This window comes from Psychrobacter sp. NPDC078929 (assembly GCF_050267985.1).
Classification (GTDB): Bacteria; Pseudomonadota; Gammaproteobacteria; order Pseudomonadales; family Moraxellaceae; genus Psychrobacter.
In genome coordinates this window covers 1-21,310 of the sequence record NZ_JBNNFX010000003.1, presented here as the reverse complement: position 1 = coordinate 21,310, position 21,310 = coordinate 1, and the positions used below count along the sequence as shown (strand labels likewise).

Here is a 21,310-nt window from a genome sequence, read left to right as displayed (position 1 = left end):
ATAACTTAAAAACAAAAGTACGTCTGATACAATGGGCTTGAATTCAATGAAGTTCATCGCATATATACCGGTATGTATATGCTGCCGTATAGAGACTATGTAATTAAAGACTGTGCAGTTAAAGACAGTGTAATTAAAGACTATGCGATTGCTCCATCAACATTGATATTTCTGCCAGTTAAATTGACTCAAAGAAGCGTTGCTTGATTCTGTTATATCGCCTGAAAGCTTAAGAGCTTGAGCTATCGATAAGCATTTATCGTGAAAGTGAAGTCACTAGCTATCGACTGTGGCTAAGTATCCAATATTTTATAAGTTTTATTATTCAACCAATTATTTATTATTAGAGTACGTATGAATACACCTGCTAAATCGTCTAACACCTCTACATCTACTGATAACGCGCCTAATGTCTCAATCGCCGTTATTTTCCATAGTAATTATGGTCATACCAAGCGTGTCGCTGAGGCGATAGTACAAGGTGCGCATCAGCAATTGCCAGAAGCGCAAGCCAAGGCTGTCGATGTGTATGATGTTGATTGGGATTATTTAGATCAGGCAGATTTGCTGGTTTTTGGTAGTGCGGTGTATATGGGCAGTGTGACGGCTGAATTTAAGACTTTTATGGATGAGACATCCAAGCGTTGGTATCATCGTAAATGGGAAGGTAAATGGGCAGCAGCGTTTGCCAATTCGGGCGGCCTGAGCGGTGATAAACTTGCTGTATTGCAGCAGATTTCTCTATATGCGATGCAACATGGTATGAATTGGATTGGTCTGCCATTGATGCCGACAGGTCATGAGGCTCACGACTTAAACCGTCTGTCTAGCTTTTTGGGTTTGATGACTCAGTCGCTTGATGGCCCACCTGAAGAGACACCAGGTTCGGGCGATATTGATACTGCTATTTGGTTTGGTGATCATCTAGCCAAAACGATTATTAAGCATCAACCAGCTGATGCTAAGCTATAAAAGCAGCTAGAACCGACAGAGCAATCGAATAAAAAAGCAGACATTATTGATGTCTGCTTTTTTTGTGCCAATTTTTATTGAGCGGTAAGTTCTATTAAGTGCTAGGATTTTTATGGAGTAACAAGCTTAATAGGGGCGGGCTTCACGGGGATAGGACTGTCAACGAATTGAAACGATTGACAACCTCCTAACAACATCGTTGCCACTAGCAAATAGGTAAAGGCAAATGACTTCATAGTAATATCTCAAAAACGATGCTAGCCCAACGATATGTCACGATTATCCATCATTAGAAATAATAGTAGTGAAGAATCGGGCTTATTTGCAGACATTATATATAAAAATCAGCTGCTCATAGCAGTTTAAAGGCGATATATGTATTTGACACTGTTTTTACGCAAGCTATTATGCAAGCTATCTCACTGTTTGGAGTACGGCTTATCTAACGCTCAGCTTTATTATTCACTATGTATAAAATTAGAAATATTTATAAAAACAGTGTCTGGTTTTGAGTGGCTGAGTAATGAATAAAATCTACAAACCGTATAGATATTCCCTTAGATTTAAGTTATTCACCAATTATTTGCTAACTGTTCGATAGTATCTATAGGCATTTTAACGGGTTGTGTTATAAATAAGAATAGTGATAATATGTTGAAAGCTGACCAAATAGTCAAGTATCCTATAGTACGAGTTTTCTAACAAAATTGTTCGATGCTTGCTGATATTTGCAACCGATTTACCTGATATAAAAAGTGCGCTGTGCTGATTTTTTTATCTCTTAAGAATGTATTAGCAAATAAAACAGAATAACCGTACTTAAAAGGTTGCAGCATGATGTAAACCAAGTGCTTACGTTCAGCATTTAAGCCGTCAAATTCCTTAAGCCTTATGCTTATCTTCATTATTTTATTTTAGCCGAGTCTTGCTATGATTAGTTTTTACTTAAATGGGAAACGCCATGAGCTAACCCAGCTTAACCCTAATACGACGGTGCTTGAGTATCTACGATTGCATGAAGGCCAAACGGATACGAAGGAAGGCTGTGGTAGTGGTGATTGCGGAGCCTGTACTGTGATGGTTCAGCGCCTGCCTAACGCTAGTCAGCCAACGCTTAATGATGAAAATGGCGGCGAAAAAAATGCTACGCCACCGTTCTATACAGTCAACTCCTGCATTACGCTAGTGTCGCTTATGAATGGTCATCATCTTATGACGGCTTCTTATTTAGCAGATAATCCAGAACATCATCCAGAACGTGCTTTGCTGCATCCGGCGCAGCAAGCGATGGTTGAATGTCACGGATCACAGTGCGGTTTTTGCACGCCTGGGTTTGTGATGTCGCTGGCTTGTGTTTACGAAAACAATCGTATGCAGACAAGTCAAGAAGCAGCAAGTCAGAAGGATACCAAGCAATTAAGTTACGATGAAGTGGTTGCTTCAATATCTGGCAACCTATGTCGTTGTACAGGGTACAGGCCAATTATCGAGGCAGGCCTATTGATGAGCGATATCGGTCAGCAGAGAGAGGCGGAGCATTCAGCGGTGAAAGACCTGACGATCAGCCTAGCGACAGATGCGATGCGTAGTACAAAAGAGTCAGTAGTCTCTAAAAACGTGCCAGCTGAAGCTAAATTAAACAATGCAGAGTCGAATGATATTGCACCTGCAATCAGTGATGCTGGGCGACAATTATATATGCCCAAGTCACTAGATGAGCTTAATCAAGTATTAGCGGCCTATCCGCAGGCTACGATTTGGGCAGGCGGTACGGATTTGGGATTGAGTGTAACCCAGCATTTGGTTGATCACGAGGTCATTATCCAGCTTTCAGGTGTTGAGTCACTAAAGTCATGGTCACTATTTGACGCCAAGTCTGACTCAAGCAATGAAGAGTCGGATAACGAGCAAGCTTCTAACCAAACACTAGTACTGGGTGCTGGCATGAGCTATCAGCAAATGTTGCCTGTGCTTGAGCAGTATTTTCCAAGCTTCGCGCAAGTATTTGAGCGTATTGCTTCTCCGCAAATCCGTAATATGGGCACCATCGGCGGCAATATAGCCAACGCTTCTCCAATTGGTGATTTACCACCGATTTTATTAGCGTTAGATGCGTCAATTCATCTGCGTCATTGCGCGCCTAATCATGAAGAGTCAGGTAACGATTTAGATAATAGCAATGAGATTTATACGGATGAGATCATACCTTTATCAGAATTTTTCTTAGATTATAAAAAGACCAAACTGCAAGCAGGTAGTTACGTAGTCGCTATCCATATTCCTCTGATGCATGACAATCAGCACTTATTTATTCATAAAATTAGCAAACGCTACGAAGATGATATTTCTGCGTGTCTATTGGCTGCGCGAATCGATGTATCAGCAGATGGCATGATGATAGAGAATGCAAAGCTTGGACTTGGCGGCATGGCTGCCATACCGTTATTAGCCACAACCTGTCAGCAAGCGCTCATTGGGCAAGCTGCTGAAGTTGCGAGTTTTGAGAAGGTCGCACAAGTCTTGTCTGCAGACGTTACGCCTATGACTGATGTTAGAGCTAGCCGTGAATATCGCTCACATGTGGTAAAGCGTCTACTGGTAAAGTGCGGCAAGCAGTTGGTAGCAGGTAGACAGACCGAGACCGCTTAATTAGCAGAGTTGTAAATTGCTAATACCGCCTTATCGTTATATTTGCCAAGAACAAAAGAGCATTAATTAAAGCGTCCTAATAAAAGAGATCCGCCATGAGCCATCATTCGTCCTTATTTGATAGTTATAGTATCCGCCGTGTGCGTCCGCCAAAAAACAAAATTGGTACCTCGGCCAAGCATGATAGTGCGATCAGTCATGTGATGGGGACGGCGACTTATGTAGATGATATTGCAAAACCACAAGGTACGCTACATCTAGCAGTCGGTAAGAGCAGCCATGCTCATGCACGTGTCCTGAGTATGGATTTGAGCGCTGTCAGAGAAGCTGATGGAGTGGTAGATGTCCTAAGTTTTGAAGACTTACCTGCGCAGACGGATATCGGTGCGGTGTTCGACGGTGAGCCACTGATGGTGGATGACATCACAGAGTATGTGGGTCAGACGTTATTCGTAGTAGTAGCGAGTAGTCATCGCGCTGCCAAAAAAGCGGCTACAAAGGCAGTGGTGGAGTATGAGCCATTGCCAGCGGTACTTAGTATTGATAAAGCGTTAGAGCAAGAGTTATTTGTGCGTCCGAGTCATTTTATGAAGCGTGGTGACGCGGCGACTGCACTTGAGAATTCACCGATTCGCATTGAAGGTCATATTCATATGCGCGGGCAAGAACACTTTTATCTCGAAGGCCAAGTGTCTTATGTCGTGCCTTGTGACGATGGCGGGCTAGAAGTGTATACGTCGTCACAGCATCCAAGCGAAGTACAGCAGCTGGTCGCCGAAGTGACAGATCTGCCATTTCATGCGGTAAACACAGTCGTGCGCCGTATGGGTGGCGGGTTTGGTGGTAAAGAAACGCAAGCCGCGGCATGGGCATGTCTGTGCGGTATTATCGCCAAACGTCATAACGTTCCTGTCAGTATGCGTCTAGATCGTCAAGATGACATGGTGGTGACGGGTAAGCGTCATGAGTTTGCTAATCGTTACGAAGTTGGTTTAGACGAGTCTGGGCGTATATTAGGCGTTGATATGCAACTGGCTGGCTTGTGTGGTTACGCGCCAGATTTGTCTGATGCTATTGTCGATAGAGCGATGTTTCATTGTGATAATGCCTATTATTATCCAGCTGCTCATGTAGCAGGTCATCGCTGCAAAACGCATACCGTATCCAATACTGCCTATCGAGGATTTGGTGGTCCGCAAGGTCTGATGACTGCTGAATATATGATGGATCATATTGCCTATACGCTGGGGCAAGATCCATTGCAAGTGCGTTTGGCAAACTTATATCAAGATGGTCAAAGTACCCATTACGGTCAGACGATTGAGCATTTTGATTTAGCGACCATCATGACCAAACTGGCAACCGATTGCGATTATGACAATCGTCGTCAGAAAATCCTAGAAGCAAACCAAAAAGCTGCCGCTGAAAGCAGTGACAAACGCTTAGGGCTTGCTCTAACGCCAGTAAAATTCGGTATTTCATTTACGGTGCAAACACTAAATCAGGCAGGTGCATTGGTACATATTTATACTGATGGCAGTATCCACCTCAATCATGGTGGTACGGAGATGGGGCAGGGTTTATATATTAAAATTGCCCAGATTGTTGCCAATGAATTTGATGTTGATCTGGACACGGTTAAGGTGTCAGCGACACGTACGGATAAAGTGCCTAATACATCACCAACAGCTGCGTCATCAGGTACCGATATTAATGGTAAGGCAGCACAGAACGCTTGTCTAAGCATTAAAGCTCGCATACTTGAATTTGCCGCTGAGCATTTCGACGTAGCGCAAGAAGACATACGTTTTGAAAAGAACCATGTCTATATTGGCGATAAAGAAACACTGACTTTTGCTGAAATGATTCAACTGTCGTACCAGAACCGTATCAGCTTGTCGTCTACTGGCTACTATAAAACGCCTAAGATATTTTATGACCGCTCTAAAGCATGGGGACGTCCGTTCTTCTACTTTGCCTTAGGCGCTGCCTGCGCTGAGGTTGAGATTGATACGTTGACAGGTGAGTACAAAGTACTACGCTGTGATGTGCTGCATGATGCAGGACAATCGATCAACCCTGCCATTGACATTGGTCAGATTGAAGGGGGTTTTGTGCAAGGTATGGGTTGGCTCACGGCAGAAGAGCTGATCTGGAATGATAAAGGTAAGCTCGCATCTGATAGTCCTGCTAATTATAAAATCCCAACCGCGCATGACTTGCCTAAGCAGTGGAATGTCAAATTGTACGATCGCAAAAACGAAGAACAAACGATTTATAACTCTAAAGCCGTTGGCGAGCCGCCGTTTATGTTGGCAGCCAGTGTTTGGTGTGCCCTCAATAATGCGGTCGCGAGCCTTGGTGATTATAAAAAGAATCCAGAGCTGACCATGCCTGCGACGCCAGAAGCGGTCTTAAAAGCAGTGATGCGCATGCAAGGCACGTCGTGGGATTTAACAACTAAAGCAGATACAGATACGGTTGATAGTTTAGTAAAAGGCGCAGAAGAGAACAGTGACCTTTACAATGAAAAAGCAATGCCACAAGACGTACGTCATGCCAAAGACATCGATCCAAAAGAAGTTAAAGGGAAACAAACTGATGACCAGCCTAATGCGATAGAGCATCCGAATGTAGCAGGGGCAAGAGGTCCTGCGCACAGTGAATGAGTCGTTAGCACCGCCAGTCGTTTGGTATGAAGGTCTAGCGCGATATCAGCAGCGAGGTATTGCTCACGTGCTGGCGACGGTCGTAGCTGTGAATGGATCTGCTCCTCGAGCGCTACAGGCAAAGATGATCGTCACGCAAGATGGCATCGTGGATACGTTAGGCGGCGGCGGCCTAGAGCACGACGTTATCAATACGGCACGGCAACTACTGAACGGTGAAATGGCAGCCACAGTATCAAAAGAAGTCAAACCAAAAGTTTCTGAAACTAATGATGACAGTGCGCCAACCCCTTCTAAAGCAGTGCGCCGTGATGCTGTCTATACCAAGCATTATCCATTGGGTGCAAAGTTGGCGCAGTGTTGCGGCGGTAGCGTCACCGTTATGTTCGAATGCTTTAACGTGACACCGCCGATGTCAGTACTAGTGTTTGGGGCAGGGCATGTGGCATCATCGCTAATGACCATCCTATCTGAGCTACCTTGTCAGGTAGATTGGGTGGACAGTCGCCCAGAGATGTTTAAGCGTTACTTAGTTGATGAATCTACTACTAATCAATCCACACTTTATAACTTACCAGCGCATATCCGTCCGCATATCGATGATGAGCCTGTAGATTTTGTACGCCCATTTATCGAACAGGGTGGTCAGCGTTTTATTCTGGTTATGACTCATGATCATAGTGTTGATTTTGAGTTAGTACGGGCGGCATTAGATACTATTTCTGACATGAGTGCATCACGTGATAAATGCTCAGATACTTTGACACCTTACATAGGTTGCATTGCCTCGGCAACCAAAGCCAAGCGTTTTAGAGATCGCTTGATGCAGCGTGGCTACAGTGAGCGACTGGTCAATCAGTTGGTCATGCCAATCGGATTGCAAGTTGGTGGGAAAGAGCCGATGGCGGTGGCGGTCTCTATCGTGGCACAGCTCCTACAACAGTATCATCAGGCTACTCCTTGAACAGCTTACTTCATATAAATTTTATACTTTTTATCAAATTATTAAAGCGCTCAGTACTATTTATCAAAACGCTCAGGACTACCAAGCCATTGTGAGATCTACGAATGACCATACATATCTATCAAGCTCGACTGCTGCACTACTTGACTGAAAGCGATCGTACTGAGCGTACATCCTCTGATCATTTACAGACATTAACTATTGAACGAGACGTAACATTACTACCAGTGATTGAAGGTATACAGGTCTATCCTGAATATATCGCTGATGGTGCGCTTGTCGTAGATGATGTGACAGGGTGCATTGTAGAGTATGGTCGTAGTGAAACTATACTGTCAAAGTATGCCAATGAAGATGGTGAACCAGCAGTCAAAGTACATGATTATCGCGACAAACTTATCATGCCAGGCTTTATTGACACTCACGTACATTATCCGCAAATAGATATGATTGCTGCTTACGGTGAGCAATTACTTGACTGGCTTAACAATTATACTTTCGTCACTGAGGCCAATTTTCGCGATCCAACAGTAGCACATGATACGGCGCAGTTCTTCTTAAACCAATTGCTTGCTAATGGTACAACGAGCGCCATGGTGTTTTCTACCAGTCATCCTGAATCAGTGAACGCATTTTTTACGGAAAGTCACAAGCTCAACACTCGTATGATCACAGGCAATGTCTTGATGGATCAAAATGCGCCTGATAATTTGTGTGTGCCTGCTGAGCAAGGCATTCGAGATACCCAAAACATCATTGATAACTGGCATGAGCGCGGCCGCCAACATGTGGCGATTACCCCGCGCTTTGCTATTACTTCGACACCCAAGCAACTACAAATGGCAGGTGAGCTGTATGCCAGTTACGAGAGTGTTTATCTGCAGACGCATCTAGCAGAAAATCATGATGAGATAGCCTTTGTGAAACAACTGTATCCCACTCATAAAGGCTATCTCGATGTCTATGATGATATGGGATTACTGGGTCGACGCACTACCTTGGCACATGGTATTCACCTTGAAATATCTGAGTATGAACGCTTACGCGATACTGGTACGCAGATATCACACTGTCCGACGTCCAATCTGTTTTTGGGTAGTGGATTGTTCGATTTACCCAAGACGTTACGCTATACCGGTGTGAGTATCGCAACTGATGTTGGGGCAGGGACAAGTCTGTCGATGCTGACGACTTTGTCAGAAGCGTATAAGATCCAACAACTACAAAGCAATCAGCTATCCGCTCATCAAGGGCTATATCAAATTACGTTGGGTAATGCCCAGTCGCTATTATTGGACAATAAAATCGGTAACTTTATGCCAAATAAAGAAGCGGATTTTGTGGTCATCGATATGGGTGCAACGGAATTGCTTGAGCGACGTATGGCGCAGACCAAGACACTGGAAGAACAGTTGTTTGTGCTAATGATGCTAGGCGATGATAGAGTAATTGATCAGACGGTAATCGCAGGCGTGAGTCGTTATCGTAAATCAACTGCTTAATAAATTAGCGAAAAATATGAATAAAGAAAAAGCCCTGTTTATGTTAAACATAAACAGGGCTTTTATCAGATTGATTTGTGCTTAATGACAGCTTAGTTGCATTCGCCTTTTAACTCAATAAACACATGCCAATCCGTGATATCAACCTCATGACAATTATTACCCTCGCCATTGATACGATCAATGACTAAGAAATCACTGTCACGCCCAAGAGCGAGTAGTGGGTGATGCCAGACATTGGCATCATACTGTACGCCTTGGTGAGATTTCGCATAAAACACTGCTAGGTCATCAGGCGATTGCGGCGGCACACCAGCTTTGGCGACAACGACGATATAGTCTTGGCCTTCCATAGATACAAATGCCTGCGTCCCAAGCGGATGGTATTCCATGACCGAAAGGGCAATCGGATTCTCACGCTTTTTGGCTCGAAAGATACTCATACCAACTGCACCACCGTCTAGTTTACTTTCGGCAAGTGCATGATGGCGAACCGCATAGCCATTATTGATTTCATAAGTATTGTCAGCATTTTGCTCACAGGCTTCATAGCGCTCGATGACCGAACCATAGGGGGCAAAGTTTGCCTTAGTCAAAGGCTTAGCTGTTAGAGTGACACTCATTATTTAGCCTCTTTACTATTAGTGTCAGTACCAGCACCAATATCAGTATTACCCTCAGCAATTTTGCCGTATACGCGAACACGGCTGATACCACCATCTGGGAAGATATTGACCCGAATATGAGTGATGGGTTTATCAAGTTGAAGCTTGTCTTTACCAAAGTGATGAACGTCGTCAGCATTGGTTTTTTGCGGCTCAAGTAAGGTTTCCCAAAACATACTCTGAGTCACTAAGGTTTGCTCTGGTGTATTTGGTGAGTAGACGGCTTGGATCGAGACTTTATCAGGGTAATTGCCTTTAAAGTGGGCAGTATCTATCTCGATGGAATCAACGATACCTGCTTGACCTAGCGCAATGATGCACCAATCATTGCCTGGCTCACGGCGACGACGAGTCTCCCAACCATCACCCATATTAGGCGCTTTAGTTGGTAGTAGTAAATTACTAGCCGCACCAAAGTGCGCATCGTTACTAGCAATCGCACGACCACCGTTTAACGCGCCTGCCAAGTCAAGTGTCTCATCTTGTGTATTTAGGCTCGCATCAAGTTGAATATCACCATAGACACGTAGTCGGGCAACGCCGCCATCTGGATAAATGTTTAAACGAATATGGGTGACCGTTTGCTCATGATCAATCTCGACAAGCTCATGATTGTGACCTTGAAGCGGAGTCATACCCACTAGTGCCTGCCAATTTTTATTGTCCCAATCTTCTTTGCTTAGACTAGTAAGTTCAGCTTCATCTTGCTGCAGCAGCTCGGGCGCGTATAAAGCATCGACACTGGCGGAAGAGGGGAAGTTACCCGTAAAGTGACTGGTATCAATATCGAGACCAGAAATTTTGGTTGTGCGAGCAAGCTGGATAACTAAATAATCGTAACCCAAGTGGCGCTTGCGACGAGTTTCCCAGCCGTCCATCCACTTACCGTTGTCATCGAACTTACCAACCACAAAGATAGGTGCATCAGGATTTAGAATACGACTTTTATCCGCAAAGAAATCGTCGGTGGCGAATAGCGATTTTGCACCCAAACGACTGTCGGCTACGTTTGATTTTTTGGTAAATGCTGGCAGGGTATCAGGTAGATTATTTGCGGAGATAATTTGCCCAACTTCTGAAGTGTTTTGACTCACAATGATTCCTTTTTCAATAATGGTGTTTATTAATAACGTATGGCTTATTTTATATATTAATCTATGCCAATTCGCACTCGCTCAGCTAAGCAGAACGAGTACTAGGACGATAGCCTAGCTTACATCCAGTTAGCAGTGTTGTCTGACGTAGCAGGATGGTTTTCGTACCAGTGTTTAGCGATATCATCACGGCGGCATATCCATACATCAGGCTTACTGGTGATATATTGCAAAAACTGCTTTAGCGCTTTGATGCGTCCTGCACGTCCGATAATGCGACAATGCAAGCCAATAGTCAGCATTTTAGGGGTGTGTGCACCTTCTTCGTATAAGGTATCAAAGCTGTCTTTTAGGTATTGATAAAATGGCTCAGCATGGGTGAACCCCGGGCTAGAAGAAAAACGCATGTCATTGGTCTCTAGGCTATAAGGTATGACCAAGTGCGGTTTACGCGTAATCATATTGCCATCTTGGACCTTTACATTGAGCCAATATGGCAACTCATCACCGTACGAGTCAGAGTCATAGGTATACCCGCCTTGCTCGGCAACCAGTTCACGAGTATTTGGACTATCGCGTCCTGTATACCAACCAAGAGGTTGGCCGCCTAGCATACGTTTGAATATTTGGGTGGCACAGCGAATGTGTTCGCGTTCCGTCTCACGGTACATGTCTTGATAGGTAATCCAGCGTAGACCATGACTGGCAATCTCATGACCGTCTTCTAATACACGCTCAATAATATGTGGAGTCTTTTCAGCAGCGGCGGCACAGGTAAACGTGGTGATAGGAATACCATAATCTTTAAAGACATCTAGCACACGCCATACGCCGACACGGCTACCGTATTCGAATGCAGATTCAATAGACTGGTGACGGTTGTTAAATTCTGGTGTGCCTAAAATATCAGACAAAAAACGCTCTGATTGACCATCGCCATGGATGACGCTATTTTCTGCACCTTCTTCGATGTTTAATACAAATTGTACGGCGATTTTTGCGCCGCCTGGCCAGTTCGCTTTTGGTGGATTGCCAGCATAGCCTTTTAGGTCGCGGGGATATGTACTGATATCAAAGTCACTGGTAATTTTTTTGCTCATTATCTATATTCCTATATCGCTTAGAGCCTTAAATATTTATTTGAATATTGCTCATAAAGGACAGTTATTTTTTATCACAAATTAAAGTGATGACGCATATGCCACAAGCTGTTGGCGCTCAGCATCCGTCAACTGAGTAATATTACCAAGCGGCATATAGCCAGTCTGTACCGCAGTGACGATTTTCGCTTTATAAATTTTTAAGTCTTCTGGTGTCTGCAAAATAATACCTGCTGGCGGCGCGGCGAAGCCTTGTTGCGTCGGTTGTACCGCATGACAGGTGCTACAGCGCGTATGCACGACATCCATCATGGCGTCATCTGCTGATGCGCTCACGTGTACGGCTTCAGCAGTAGCTGCATTAGTACTAATACGGTTATTAGCACTGTTAGTAGCATTACTATTAGAACTGTTATTAGCGTTAGCAACAGTATCAGTGCTTGAGTCAGTAGTCGCGCTCGTAACTGGCGGCGTGCTATCAGTCGTTGTAGGTGCTACGGAGGCAGTAGCAGGCATTGCAGGCACTGGCTCAATTGGTTCAGGTCGCATCCAGATAATCAACAATACGGTCAATACGGCTGGAATAACCAAGTAGCGTGGTTTTTTATGACCCAAATGCTTTTGGTTAAAGTAATGACGGGCAGTCGCGGTAATGATACCGACGAAGACCAATACCAACCAACCTTTCTCATGAGCATACATCATTGGGTAATGGTTGCTGATCATGGTAAAAATCAGCGGTAGGGTAAAATAGTTATTCATCAGTGAGCGATTTTTGGCTTGTAATGCCAATTCAGCCACTTCTTTACCCGGTTTTTCGCCGCGCCGTACACAGTCAACGAGCGCACGCTGAGCCGGCATAATACCGAAGAATACGTTACCTACCATCACCGTGCCCAAGATAGCACCGATATGTATAAATGAGGCGCGATCACTGAACAGCTGGTAAGAACCCCAGCTCGCGATGACCAGCAAGATAAAAATCAGCGTACTAAAGATAAAGGCGTTTTTACCCAAATGACTGCGCACGATAACTTCATAAATGAAGTAACTACCAAACAAGAAAAGCAAGCTGGTGGCAATGGCACCGATACTAGTAAAGGGCACTTTGCTTGGGTCAATTAGGTAGGCAGTTGCATTGGCATAATAGACGATAGACATCATCGCCGCACCCGTCAGCCAAGTGGTATAAGCTTCCCACTTAAACCAATGTAGCGTCTTTGGCATCTCTTCGGGTTCGAGTTTGTATTTGGCAATTTCATAAAACCCGCCGCCATGGACGGCCCAAAGATCACCCGAAATGCCTTTGTCTGTTTTCCACTGTGGCGGTTTGCGTAGGCTTAAATCTAGCCACACAAAATAAAACGATGCACCAATCCATGCTACCCCAGCGATAACATGAAACCAGCGGAAAAATAAACTCAACCATTCGAGAAGATAGGCGCCCATGTAATAGATGTCCTTTAATGTGACAGTGTCTTAATAAAATGTCTTGGTAATTTTTTTTGATAGTATTTCTTGAAAACTAATAACAAAGCAGAGAGCTAAATAACGCCAAAGCTATGATCCGCGATAAGTGCTATAACCGTGCGTACTAAGCAGGAGTGGTACGTGATAATGACTGGCATCGTTTACCACAAAGTCGATAACCACTTGCGGATAAAATGCTGTCAGCTGCTGAGCATCAAAATAAGACTGAGTATCGAACGTTACGGTATAGCGGCCAATATTTAGCTGACGCTCTGTGCTATCGATGGCTGTATCAAACTGCCAAGCGTCTGGTGTGACACGGCCATCACTATTGGTTGTACCATGCGCTAGCAATGTGGCGACACCGTTGTCTTGTACGCGGTGTAAGGTAACGGTGACATCAGCCGCAGGTTTGCCAAGATGAGTGTCTAAGATATGTGATGATAGGGTGGCAGACATAATGCTTCCTTTAAATTTGTGAAAAATATAAATCGGGTAAAAATGCTAGTCCAACTTTGCGACTACTATTTGCCTGTCTAAGCATTGTCTAGCAATTTAGTTAAACGTAAATGCGTAATTTTATTTTGTTCAGCGGCTGCATTTGCCAGTTCAGTAGCACGATCATTAGGCAGGCGTGCTAATAGTAGATCTAGCATTTGCTGTGCGCTTTTGCCTGTCGCAAAAACAATAAAAATAAAACCAAATTTATCAAGATAGTCTTGATTGCCTTTGGCAAGTGCTTCGAGTACATCGTCTGCTGCATTGTTAGCGCCAGATTGCTCGTGTGCGGCGCTACTTTGCGTATTGCGATACTTCTCTTTTAAAGACGCCACGTTGCCGATTTGTGGATGCCCATCAAATGCTTCTAGTAAATTGGCTTCAACAGTTTGCAGGTCATGCCAGATAGCATCGCTACTTGCTAAGAGTGCATCAACATCTATAAAAGGGCGAGCGTCTGACAGCTTATTCGCCCAGTTTTTACTGGTGCAGCAAGTCAATAGCTGAGCGATGGCGACTTCTTGTGATAGGTCGTTGAATTGCGCTAAGGTTAAGCTCACGATGACATCCTTTTCTAATAGGGTAGCCCGTTATCTGTATTGGGCGATAAATGTTTGATAGAGGTTTATACCTTATGATTATTTGCATAAACTTATAGGTACAAGCAGTAATTTTGATAAGTAGCGGTTGCGTCAGCTTTATGGCTGATTTGATTAAGCTAGCAGCTACTAATTTGCTCAAAATCAAAAGCCAGCAATCTATGTGTTCGTAGTCAGAGCTTTGGTGCTTATATACGCTTTGCATAATTTCAAGTTATAGTGAACTGACAATATGAAACAGATTTGCTAAGGAAACACTGATATTTTAGCCGTCTAAAACGTCTGGCAAGAGGTAATTAATGACGGCGTAATTGATTTACAGTTCCCATTTTGCTAAAACCTGACTAATTGGTCAACTGTTTTATGCGAAATATTTTTATTTAACAGGTTATGCTGATCAAATCTATGTATTTATATAAGAATACACAGCGAAATATAGCGACTATTTTGTCGAACCTGTCTCTTAGAGTGAGATACCACTGCTATGACTCAAAACAATCAAAAGGAAGAAACCTCAGTGACTGATACGCCCTCGCACCGTAGCCAACAAGCCATTCGCGCACAGAACCAAGCGCTTATCTTAGCGGCAGCTGAAGAAGAGTTTGTGCTTCAGAGCTATCGCGGCGCTACGATGCAGGGCATTGCCGATAGGGCAGGCTTGCCTAAAGCCAATGTTCACTACTACTTTAAAAACAAAAAGAATCTCTACATGGCAGTGCTGCGCTCGATCATTCAAGAATGGAATGAAGGCTTGGTAACCATGACAGCAGATAGCGACCCAAAAACAGTCATCGAAAAATTCGTCCGTACCAAGCTACATCAGGCATTCGTCAATCCAAGTCGCCATAAACTGTTTGCGATTGAAGTTATCGGCGGCGCACCGCATTTGCACGAATTTATGTCCACTACGATGAAGGAGTGGGTACACGATAAAGCACAGGTAATGAAAGAGTGGCACAAGCAAGGCAAAATTGGGATTACTGATCCTCTCCAACTACTGATTTTGATTTGGGCGACTACCCAACGTTATGCTGAATTTGAGATTGAAATCGTTGGATTGATGGATAAGACATCATATGACGCAGCAGATGAAGCGCGTGCGGCAGACTTTCTGGTGCCCTTTATTTTAAAAGGCTGTGGCCTTGAATGATAACAAGATAGCTATTTGACAAGGTTCCTATTTGACAGGGTGTCTATTTAATAAGTCAGGTGCTTAATCAGCGAAGTGCACAGATTGTTTCTATTTTTCTGTGCACCTCGTTTACGGCGAAACACTTCGATATGTTCAACCCTAGCTTGTGTTTAGCATTAAGCGACTTCCTGAGTTGGTTCTAAACCGTCTTTAGCATGCTGTGCTTTGGTATCAAACTCGATGCCATAGTTTTTGGGTAAAATCATATCAAGGGTGATAGCCACAATCCCTGCCATCGTTACCGCTGAGCCAAAGATATTCTGAAAGAACTGCGGCGTTTGTGACAGTACGTCAGGGACAAAGGCGATACCCGTTGCCAGACCCAGTGAGGTGGCAATGATTAAGACATTACGATGCGTAAATTGCACGGTAGATAAGATACGAATACCAGCAGTCGCTACCGTCGCAAACATCAGTAGCGTGACGCCGCCAACGACAGGCTTCGGTAACTGCGTAAAAATAGCACCAAGGACAGGGAATAGCCCCATCAGGCATAAGAGGCCGCCAACATAGAAACCCACGTAGCGACTGGCAATACCCGTCATTTGGATCACACCGTTGTTTTGGCTAAAGGTTGTCACAGGGAAGGTATTGAATACCGCCGCAATCAGAGAGTTAACACCATCTCCTAGTACGCCGCCTTTGATGCGTTTCTCATAGAGAGGGCCTTTGATCGGTTCACCTGATATCATCGAGGTAGCTGTCAAATCGCCTGAGGTCTCGATACTGGTAATAATGTACATAAAGGCAATAGGAATAAAAGCCTGCCAATCAAAACCAAAGCCATATTTAAAGGGGATCGGCACCGTAAAAAAAGCCGCTTCAGAAACCAGAGAAAAATCGATACGTCCCATAAATACGGCCGCGATAAGGCCGAGCATCAAACCGATAAAGATGGCGCTTGAGCGAATGACTTTATTATTGATGATGCTAATCAGTACGACACTTGCCAGCACACCACCGCCTAAAAGTAAGTTCGGAATACTACCAAAATCTTCAGCACCAAACCCACCTGCTAAGTCAGTCAGACCTACTTTGGTTAATGACAAACCAATCGTGACAATCACGCAGCCTGTAACAATAGGGCTCATAAAGGATTTGAGTTTGGTGATAAATTGACTCAAAAATATCTCAACAAATGCACCGAAAAATGAAACGCCAAAAATAACGGATAATATCTCTTCTGGACCACCACCGCGGTTTTTTACCACAAATCCTGCTGTCAGTACCGCTGCCAAAAATCCAAAGCTGGTGCCTTGTAACGCCATGAGACCAGAGCCAACAGGCCCTACTTTACGAGTTTGAATAAAGGTTGCAACGCCAGATACTATCAATGACATATTGAGAAGGTAGGGGATATGCTCTCCTAAACCTAATGTGCCACCTATGATAAGAGAGGGTGTGATGATACCTACAAACGCTGCAAGTACATGCTGTATAGCACCTAAAAATGCTTTGATGGGGGTAGGACGGTCATGCAGTCTATACAGTAAATCGGTATGCGCTGGAACGTTTTCATTCATGGTGGTTTCCTCCTAAAATAACTGCTTAGCACCCGCTTAACTGTAGATATCAGACAATGTGGTAAATCATGAGATCAAAGTTCTGCCTCAATCTTCGACTTGTTTTTTATCGATGTAAACAATAGAGGTACGCATCCGTCTGTAAGATAAACAATGAAATTAACTAATATATGTTGGCTAATATTTGAAAAACCTGACCAATTAGTCAGGTCTATTTAGGGTATAGGTAAAATACAAGTCATTGCAATGTTTTTTTTGGTACTAGTGCGTTTACAGGTTTGTTACGAAGGAGGGAGGGTTAGGTAACATTGGAAAGCAGATCAAAGGCGAGGAGTGTTGACCATTTAGAATATATAAGTACTAAGATTTATCGTTATTTCTATTACTGTTTTTTTAATCAAAAAAAGCCCCAACCGTAACGACTATGATTGGGGCGTTTCAATTTTGCTTGCTTAATATTTATTCTACTATAACCAAAATTGCTACTTTGGTGGACGACCAGTTATTTTGGGCTTGATGACCATACGGGTGAGCGGATAACGCCTTGTCCTGACTTACCAAACGCTTCGCCACCATTGAGGGACTTGATAGTCAGCACGCCTTTGCCGCCTTGGGTCGATGCGTAGACCACGCGTTTACCGTTTGGCGAGAAGCTTGGTGCTTCATCAATACCCGTATTGCCAAGATTGGTAGTGATAGCACCATTACTATTCATAATAGCCGCTGAGCGTCCACTCAAAAAGGCAATTTGTGTGCCGTCACTGCTAAACTGCGGGCTGGTCGCATAACCTCCATTTGACACTTTAGTCGTTTGTCCCGTAGTAAACTCGTAGCGATAAACTTGCGGCTTGTTAAAGCCAGTTTTATCACTGACAAACACAAAAGATTTGCCGTCTGGTGCATAGCTTGGTTGTACTTCACTGCTCGGTAAATTAGTGAGCCTTCTAGGTGTACCGCCGCTGGCGCTCATCTCATAGATATCAGCGCTACCTTCAAAACTACTAGAGAATAATATCTTGCTGCCATCAGGAGAGAACGAAGGGCTTAGGTTGCTACCTGAAAAAGGCGTCAGAGCAGTTGCGCCGCCGCCACTGACGTTTTGCACGTAGATAACAGGATATGATTTTTCACGCTGTACCGAGTAGGCAATACGGTTGCCATCAGGTGACCATGCTGGTGAAAAAATAGAGCCTGCGACTTCAGTAATGGTTCTAGCATTTTCGCCATCAGCATCCATCACTTTGAGACGAGAGATCTTTTGCTTGCCAGTTCCTGTTTCTTCAATATAAGCAATGCGCCCTGAGAAGTCCCCTGGAATACCAGTAATTAGCTCGTATACTTTGTCTGCGATGACATGACCGGCATAACGCATACTTTCTCTATTATTGTCAGCGGTTAGGCTTTGCTTGCCTTCTATCACGCGACCAGATTTGACATCGATGACTTCATAATCGGTGATTATTTTGCCACGATTGGTACGCGTACTGCCGACGACCAGATACGGTATGCCCATGCTTTGCCAAACAGGTAATGTACCTGTCAGCTCTTTACTACTGTGCGGCTGCTGCGGCAGATCTTGATTAGTTACTTTTAGCTCGGTTTTACTCAAGTCATTTAATACAATCGGTGATAAGACAGAGTCACCTGCAAACGATACAAACGCGACTTGGTTTTGCTGAACAGGAATCTCATAGTCCAATTCTAGTACAACAGGTGCAGCGAGCACGCTTTGCGATATTAGCAATGCTGAAGTGCTGGCGAGTAATGAGACTAGTAGTTTCTTGTGGGTACGCATGAGTAAGTGGAGCTCCTAAAATTAGTATGATATTCATTTTTTATTTAATGAGACAAGCATCTAGATAAGGCAGCAACCTATGCGAGACAAGCCGCTTAACGTCACGTTACCAATATTATAAGAACCTAGCAACTGATTAATTGCTGCCTTTAAACTGTATGGTAAAAGTCGGGTATTTAGGGTCATCAGCATCAATTGGGAGACTGCCAGTATTGAGCACCGCTTGTCTTGCCGCTTCATTGACCGTGCTATCAGGTCCAGAGGCGGTTACGTTGACCACATCGCCATTTGCATTGACAGTGATGGTCAAGGTGGCGCGTTGAGTAGAGCCTCGCGCGGCGGTAGGCGGCGTATAGTTGCGCTTGATTAAGTTGATGATTTCGCTGTTGCTGGCACCGCGACTGCCACTGGATGCAGAACGACTACTGCCTTTGGACGTACTTGAGGTTGACGTATCACCAGACATAGTAGACTGCCCATCTGATAGGCTAAAGGTTTTTCCTGCATTGCCAGAGCCAGCAGTATCAATCTCAATATTGCGATCGCTAGCAGTGGGACGTTTTATCTTTGGTGGATTGTTTTGCTTTTGACGAAACTCTCCCAGTCTTTTTTGTTCTTCTATAAGCTGATCGCGTTTGCTTTGATCGACTTGGTCAAGCTCTTCCATGGCTGACTCGTCTAATTGTGCTGCCCACTCAGCCATTTTGCGCTCATATTCTTGATTTTGCTCAAGCAAACGTTGTTGATGGTCTTCGCTCATCAGTATGGGTTGACCAGCGGGCTCCTCAGATCGTGTAAATACAGGCACGCGCTGAGAGCTTGACTGACTTTGATTTTGCGCACTAACGCTACTACCAGATATTTCTGGCTGGGCACTACTAGACGAGTCGCTAGTGCTACTATCCATCTGCATTGCGCTGGCTGCTGCACGGTTGGCCAATATTTGTCCTTGCATTTCAGCAAGTTGCTCAGGAGATACCATGACCGTCTCAATACTACCAGCAGTCTCGACCTCAATGGTTTGATAGTTGTAAACCAGTATGCCGATGATAAGACCATGCGCCAGCAAGCTTAGCAACGTCGGCAGTGTTAGCCCGTTGCTTTCTGGTTCGGTAGGTACATAGACGGCAGGAGCATTATGCATGGTAGGGATACTCATGAACGTGATTTTTCAGATTGATTACTAGAATAGGCTATTATGATACAAGACATTTACTAAAGGACGCTTATCACTACAAAGAAGGCGTGGGTAGTGGTGCACCGGTCAGTAACCCAACTTTTTCGATACCTGCTTGTTGCAAAGTTGCCATGAGCGTCATGATGGCACCGTACTGATTGTTTTGATCGGCATTGATCATTACCTGTACTGGCTCAGCATTACTATTATCGCTCTGAGACTGCAGGTTAGATAATGTATTAATCAGCTCAGGCTCACTTACAGGCACGTCGACATTGCTTTCATAGCTGATAAAAATATCACCTTTATCAGTCAGCGAGACAATCACAGGTAGTTGGCTTTGACTCATGGTATTGGTTTGCTCTTTTGGCAGATCGACATCGACACCTGTAATCAGCATCGGCGCTGTCACCATAAATATCACCAGTAGCACCAGCATGACGTCAATGTAAGGTACGACGTTCATTTCCGCATTAAGGGCTTTTTTTTCACGGCCGTAGGGGTTTGGTTTCATAGCCCTGTCACCTGACCTGCATTAACTTGGGTTTCTTTACTAATAGGCGCTTGTACGCTGGTCTCACGCTGTAGCATGCCTGTCATCTCATCACAAAATAAGGCACGCGAGTCATATAGTCGGCTCGATTTTGCTGTGAAGTGATTGTATGCCAATACCGCAGGGATAGCGGCAAACAAACCCATGGCTGTGGCAATCAGTGCTTCGGCAATACCGGGTGCTACCGAGGCGAGGGTAGCTTGCTCAGTTTGAGACAGTCCCAAAAAGGCATTCATGATACCCCACACTGTACCGAACAGTCCGATGTACGGAGCAACGGAGCCAATGCTGGCTAGCGTCGTCAGTCCTGACTCGAGCAATTGCTGCTGACGACCTAAGCCGACGCGTAGCTTGCGTTCAACACCGTCGATAATGTCATCTTTAGGTTGACGCTTTTTATGCATTCTCAGATATTCTGAAAAGCCCACATAAAAAATCTGCTCTAGCCCCTGACGATCAGGAGAGCCTTGAATGCCTTGATATAGCTTGGCCAAGTCTTCGCCTGACCAAAACCAAGTCTCAAACTGTTGATCAAAGTTTTTGGCTGTACCAAGTCGCGCACTCATGCGAAAGATGATAACCCAGCTGAGCAAAGAGGCTAATAATAATAGTGCCATCACAATCTGCACCAATAGACTGGCTTGGGTAATAAGATCGACAATATTTAATGATTCAGGCATGTAATGGACTCACGGATAATTGACAACAGCTGGTTTAAATAAAGACATCCAAACCAAACGAACCCTAAAAATAATACTCACGCTTTCTTGCTCAATTCTCAAGATAGTACTGATATAGTCACCTGACCACAAAAATGTTATAAAATAAATCAACTAAACGATTACCACAATAAATAACCATGACTTACTCCCTAGATTATCGCAAACA

General features: G+C 44.2%; 17 protein-coding genes. 6 read left to right on the top strand and 11 right to left on the bottom strand.

Going from position 1 to position 21,310, the window contains the following annotated elements; all coding sequences use genetic code 11:
• Positions 1-354: 354 nt before the first annotated feature.
• The 5 genes from ACQKCG_RS02455 (at position 355) to guaD (ending at position 8,756) form a co-directional block, all read left to right on the top strand.
• A complete protein-coding gene (locus tag ACQKCG_RS02455) occupies positions 355-972 on the top strand; it encodes a flavodoxin family protein (RefSeq protein ID WP_102092149.1) in 618 nt (205 codons plus the stop codon).
• Positions 973-1,902: 930 nt separating this feature from the next.
• Positions 1,903-3,621, top strand: coding sequence for a xanthine dehydrogenase small subunit (locus tag ACQKCG_RS02450; RefSeq protein WP_427585002.1), 1,719 nt, complete (start codon positions 1,903-1,905; stop codon positions 3,619-3,621).
• Between the two features lie 95 nt (positions 3,622-3,716).
• Positions 3,717-6,290, top strand: a complete 2,574-nt coding sequence (xdhB, locus tag ACQKCG_RS02445; RefSeq protein WP_427585001.1) for a xanthine dehydrogenase molybdopterin binding subunit — start codon at positions 3,717-3,719, stop codon at positions 6,288-6,290.
• Positions 6,283-7,254, top strand: coding sequence for an XdhC family protein (locus ACQKCG_RS02440; RefSeq protein ID WP_427585000.1), 972 nt, complete (start codon positions 6,283-6,285; stop codon positions 7,252-7,254). The genes xdhB and ACQKCG_RS02440 overlap by 8 nt, the downstream gene beginning before the upstream one ends.
• Positions 7,255-7,358: 104 nt before the next feature.
• Complete coding sequence (gene guaD / locus ACQKCG_RS02435; protein ID WP_427584999.1) at positions 7,359-8,756, top strand: guanine deaminase; 1,398 nt, start codon at positions 7,359-7,361, stop codon at positions 8,754-8,756.
• A gap of 92 nt (positions 8,757-8,848) precedes the next feature.
• Here guaD and ACQKCG_RS02430 read toward each other — a convergent pair whose 3' ends face one another.
• From ACQKCG_RS02430 to uraD, 6 genes are all read right to left on the bottom strand, one after another.
• A complete protein-coding gene (locus ACQKCG_RS02430) occupies positions 8,849-9,379 on the bottom strand; it encodes an ureidoglycolate lyase (RefSeq protein WP_427584998.1) in 531 nt (176 codons plus the stop codon).
• Positions 9,379-10,485 (bottom strand): allantoicase, encoded by a 1,107-nt coding sequence (gene alc, locus ACQKCG_RS02425; protein ID WP_427585120.1) that lies wholly within the window; start codon positions 10,483-10,485, stop codon positions 9,379-9,381. Before alc ends, ACQKCG_RS02430 begins: the two co-directional genes overlap by 1 nt.
• A gap of 149 nt (positions 10,486-10,634) precedes the next feature.
• Positions 10,635-11,615 carry an allantoinase PuuE gene (gene puuE / locus ACQKCG_RS02420; RefSeq protein ID WP_427584997.1) on the bottom strand — a complete coding sequence of 327 codons (981 nt, stop codon included), beginning with the start codon at positions 11,613-11,615 and terminating at the stop codon, positions 10,635-10,637.
• A gap of 81 nt (positions 11,616-11,696) precedes the next feature.
• Positions 11,697-13,064, bottom strand: a complete 1,368-nt coding sequence (locus ACQKCG_RS02415; protein ID WP_427584996.1) for a urate hydroxylase PuuD — start codon at positions 13,062-13,064, stop codon at positions 11,697-11,699.
• Positions 13,065-13,175: 111 nt separating this feature from the next.
• Positions 13,176-13,544, bottom strand: coding sequence for a hydroxyisourate hydrolase (gene uraH, locus ACQKCG_RS02410; protein WP_427584995.1), 369 nt, complete (start codon positions 13,542-13,544; stop codon positions 13,176-13,178).
• A gap of 77 nt (positions 13,545-13,621) precedes the next feature.
• Positions 13,622-14,143 (bottom strand): 2-oxo-4-hydroxy-4-carboxy-5-ureidoimidazoline decarboxylase, encoded by a 522-nt coding sequence (uraD, locus tag ACQKCG_RS02405; protein ID WP_427584993.1) that lies wholly within the window; start codon positions 14,141-14,143, stop codon positions 13,622-13,624.
• 523 nt (positions 14,144-14,666) lie between these two features.
• Between uraD and ACQKCG_RS02400 the strand changes: the two genes are divergently transcribed.
• Positions 14,667-15,332, top strand: coding sequence for a TetR family transcriptional regulator C-terminal domain-containing protein (locus ACQKCG_RS02400; RefSeq protein ID WP_427584992.1), 666 nt, complete (start codon positions 14,667-14,669; stop codon positions 15,330-15,332).
• Between the two features lie 158 nt (positions 15,333-15,490).
• Here the strand turns inward: ACQKCG_RS02400 and ACQKCG_RS02395 are convergent, their stop codons facing one another.
• The 5 genes from ACQKCG_RS02395 to tolQ form a co-directional block, all read right to left on the bottom strand.
• Complete coding sequence (locus ACQKCG_RS02395; RefSeq protein WP_427584991.1) at positions 15,491-16,897, bottom strand: nucleobase:cation symporter-2 family protein; 1,407 nt, start codon at positions 16,895-16,897, stop codon at positions 15,491-15,493.
• Positions 16,898-17,399: 502 nt separating this feature from the next.
• On the bottom strand, positions 17,400-18,692 hold the full coding sequence (locus tag ACQKCG_RS02390) for a translocation protein TolB (RefSeq protein ID WP_427584990.1): 1,293 nt from the start codon (positions 18,690-18,692) through the stop codon (positions 17,400-17,402).
• Positions 18,693-18,828: 136 nt separating this feature from the next.
• The gene (locus ACQKCG_RS02385) at positions 18,829-19,851 is read right to left on the bottom strand and encodes a cell envelope integrity protein TolA (protein ID WP_427584988.1); all 1,023 of its coding nucleotides are present in this window, start codon (positions 19,849-19,851) and stop codon (positions 18,829-18,831) included.
• Between the two features lie 73 nt (positions 19,852-19,924).
• Positions 19,925-20,383 (bottom strand): protein TolR, encoded by a 459-nt coding sequence (gene tolR / locus ACQKCG_RS02380; protein ID WP_101204804.1) that lies wholly within the window; start codon positions 20,381-20,383, stop codon positions 19,925-19,927.
• Complete coding sequence (gene tolQ, locus ACQKCG_RS02375; RefSeq protein ID WP_057759620.1) at positions 20,380-21,102, bottom strand: protein TolQ; 723 nt, start codon at positions 21,100-21,102, stop codon at positions 20,380-20,382. Before tolQ ends, tolR begins: the two co-directional genes overlap by 4 nt.
• Positions 21,103-21,310: the final 208 nt, after the last annotated feature.

What these genes read in the sequence shown, in the direction of transcription:
- puuE (WP_427584997.1), bottom strand. Translation starts at nt 11,615, where the DNA reads ATGAGCAAAAAAATTACCAGTGACTTTGATATCAGTACATATCCCCGC.
- guaD (WP_427584999.1), top strand. Translation starts at nt 7,359, where the DNA reads ATGACCATACATATCTATCAAGCTCGACTGCTGCACTACTTGACTGAA.
- tolQ (WP_057759620.1), bottom strand. Translation starts at nt 21,102, where the DNA reads ATGCCTGAATCATTAAATATTGTCGATCTTATTACCCAAGCCAGTCTA.
- ACQKCG_RS02430 (WP_427584998.1), bottom strand. Translation starts at nt 9,379, where the DNA reads ATGAGTGTCACTCTAACAGCTAAGCCTTTGACTAAGGCAAACTTTGCC.
- ACQKCG_RS02415 (WP_427584996.1), bottom strand. Translation starts at nt 13,064, where the DNA reads ATGGGCGCCTATCTTCTCGAATGGTTGAGTTTATTTTTCCGCTGGTTT.
- ACQKCG_RS02450 (WP_427585002.1), top strand. Translation starts at nt 1,903, where the DNA reads ATGATTAGTTTTTACTTAAATGGGAAACGCCATGAGCTAACCCAGCTT.
- xdhB (WP_427585001.1), top strand. Translation starts at nt 3,717, where the DNA reads ATGAGCCATCATTCGTCCTTATTTGATAGTTATAGTATCCGCCGTGTG.
- ACQKCG_RS02400 (WP_427584992.1), top strand. Translation starts at nt 14,667, where the DNA reads ATGACTCAAAACAATCAAAAGGAAGAAACCTCAGTGACTGATACGCCC.
- ACQKCG_RS02385 (WP_427584988.1), bottom strand. Translation starts at nt 19,851, where the DNA reads ATGAGTATCCCTACCATGCATAATGCTCCTGCCGTCTATGTACCTACC.
- tolR (WP_101204804.1), bottom strand. Translation starts at nt 20,383, where the DNA reads ATGAAACCAAACCCCTACGGCCGTGAAAAAAAAGCCCTTAATGCGGAA.
- ACQKCG_RS02455 (WP_102092149.1), top strand. Translation starts at nt 355, where the DNA reads ATGAATACACCTGCTAAATCGTCTAACACCTCTACATCTACTGATAAC.
- ACQKCG_RS02395 (WP_427584991.1), bottom strand. Translation starts at nt 16,897, where the DNA reads ATGAATGAAAACGTTCCAGCGCATACCGATTTACTGTATAGACTGCAT.
- uraH (WP_427584995.1), bottom strand. Translation starts at nt 13,544, where the DNA reads ATGTCTGCCACCCTATCATCACATATCTTAGACACTCATCTTGGCAAA.
- ACQKCG_RS02390 (WP_427584990.1), bottom strand. Translation starts at nt 18,692, where the DNA reads ATGCGTACCCACAAGAAACTACTAGTCTCATTACTCGCCAGCACTTCA.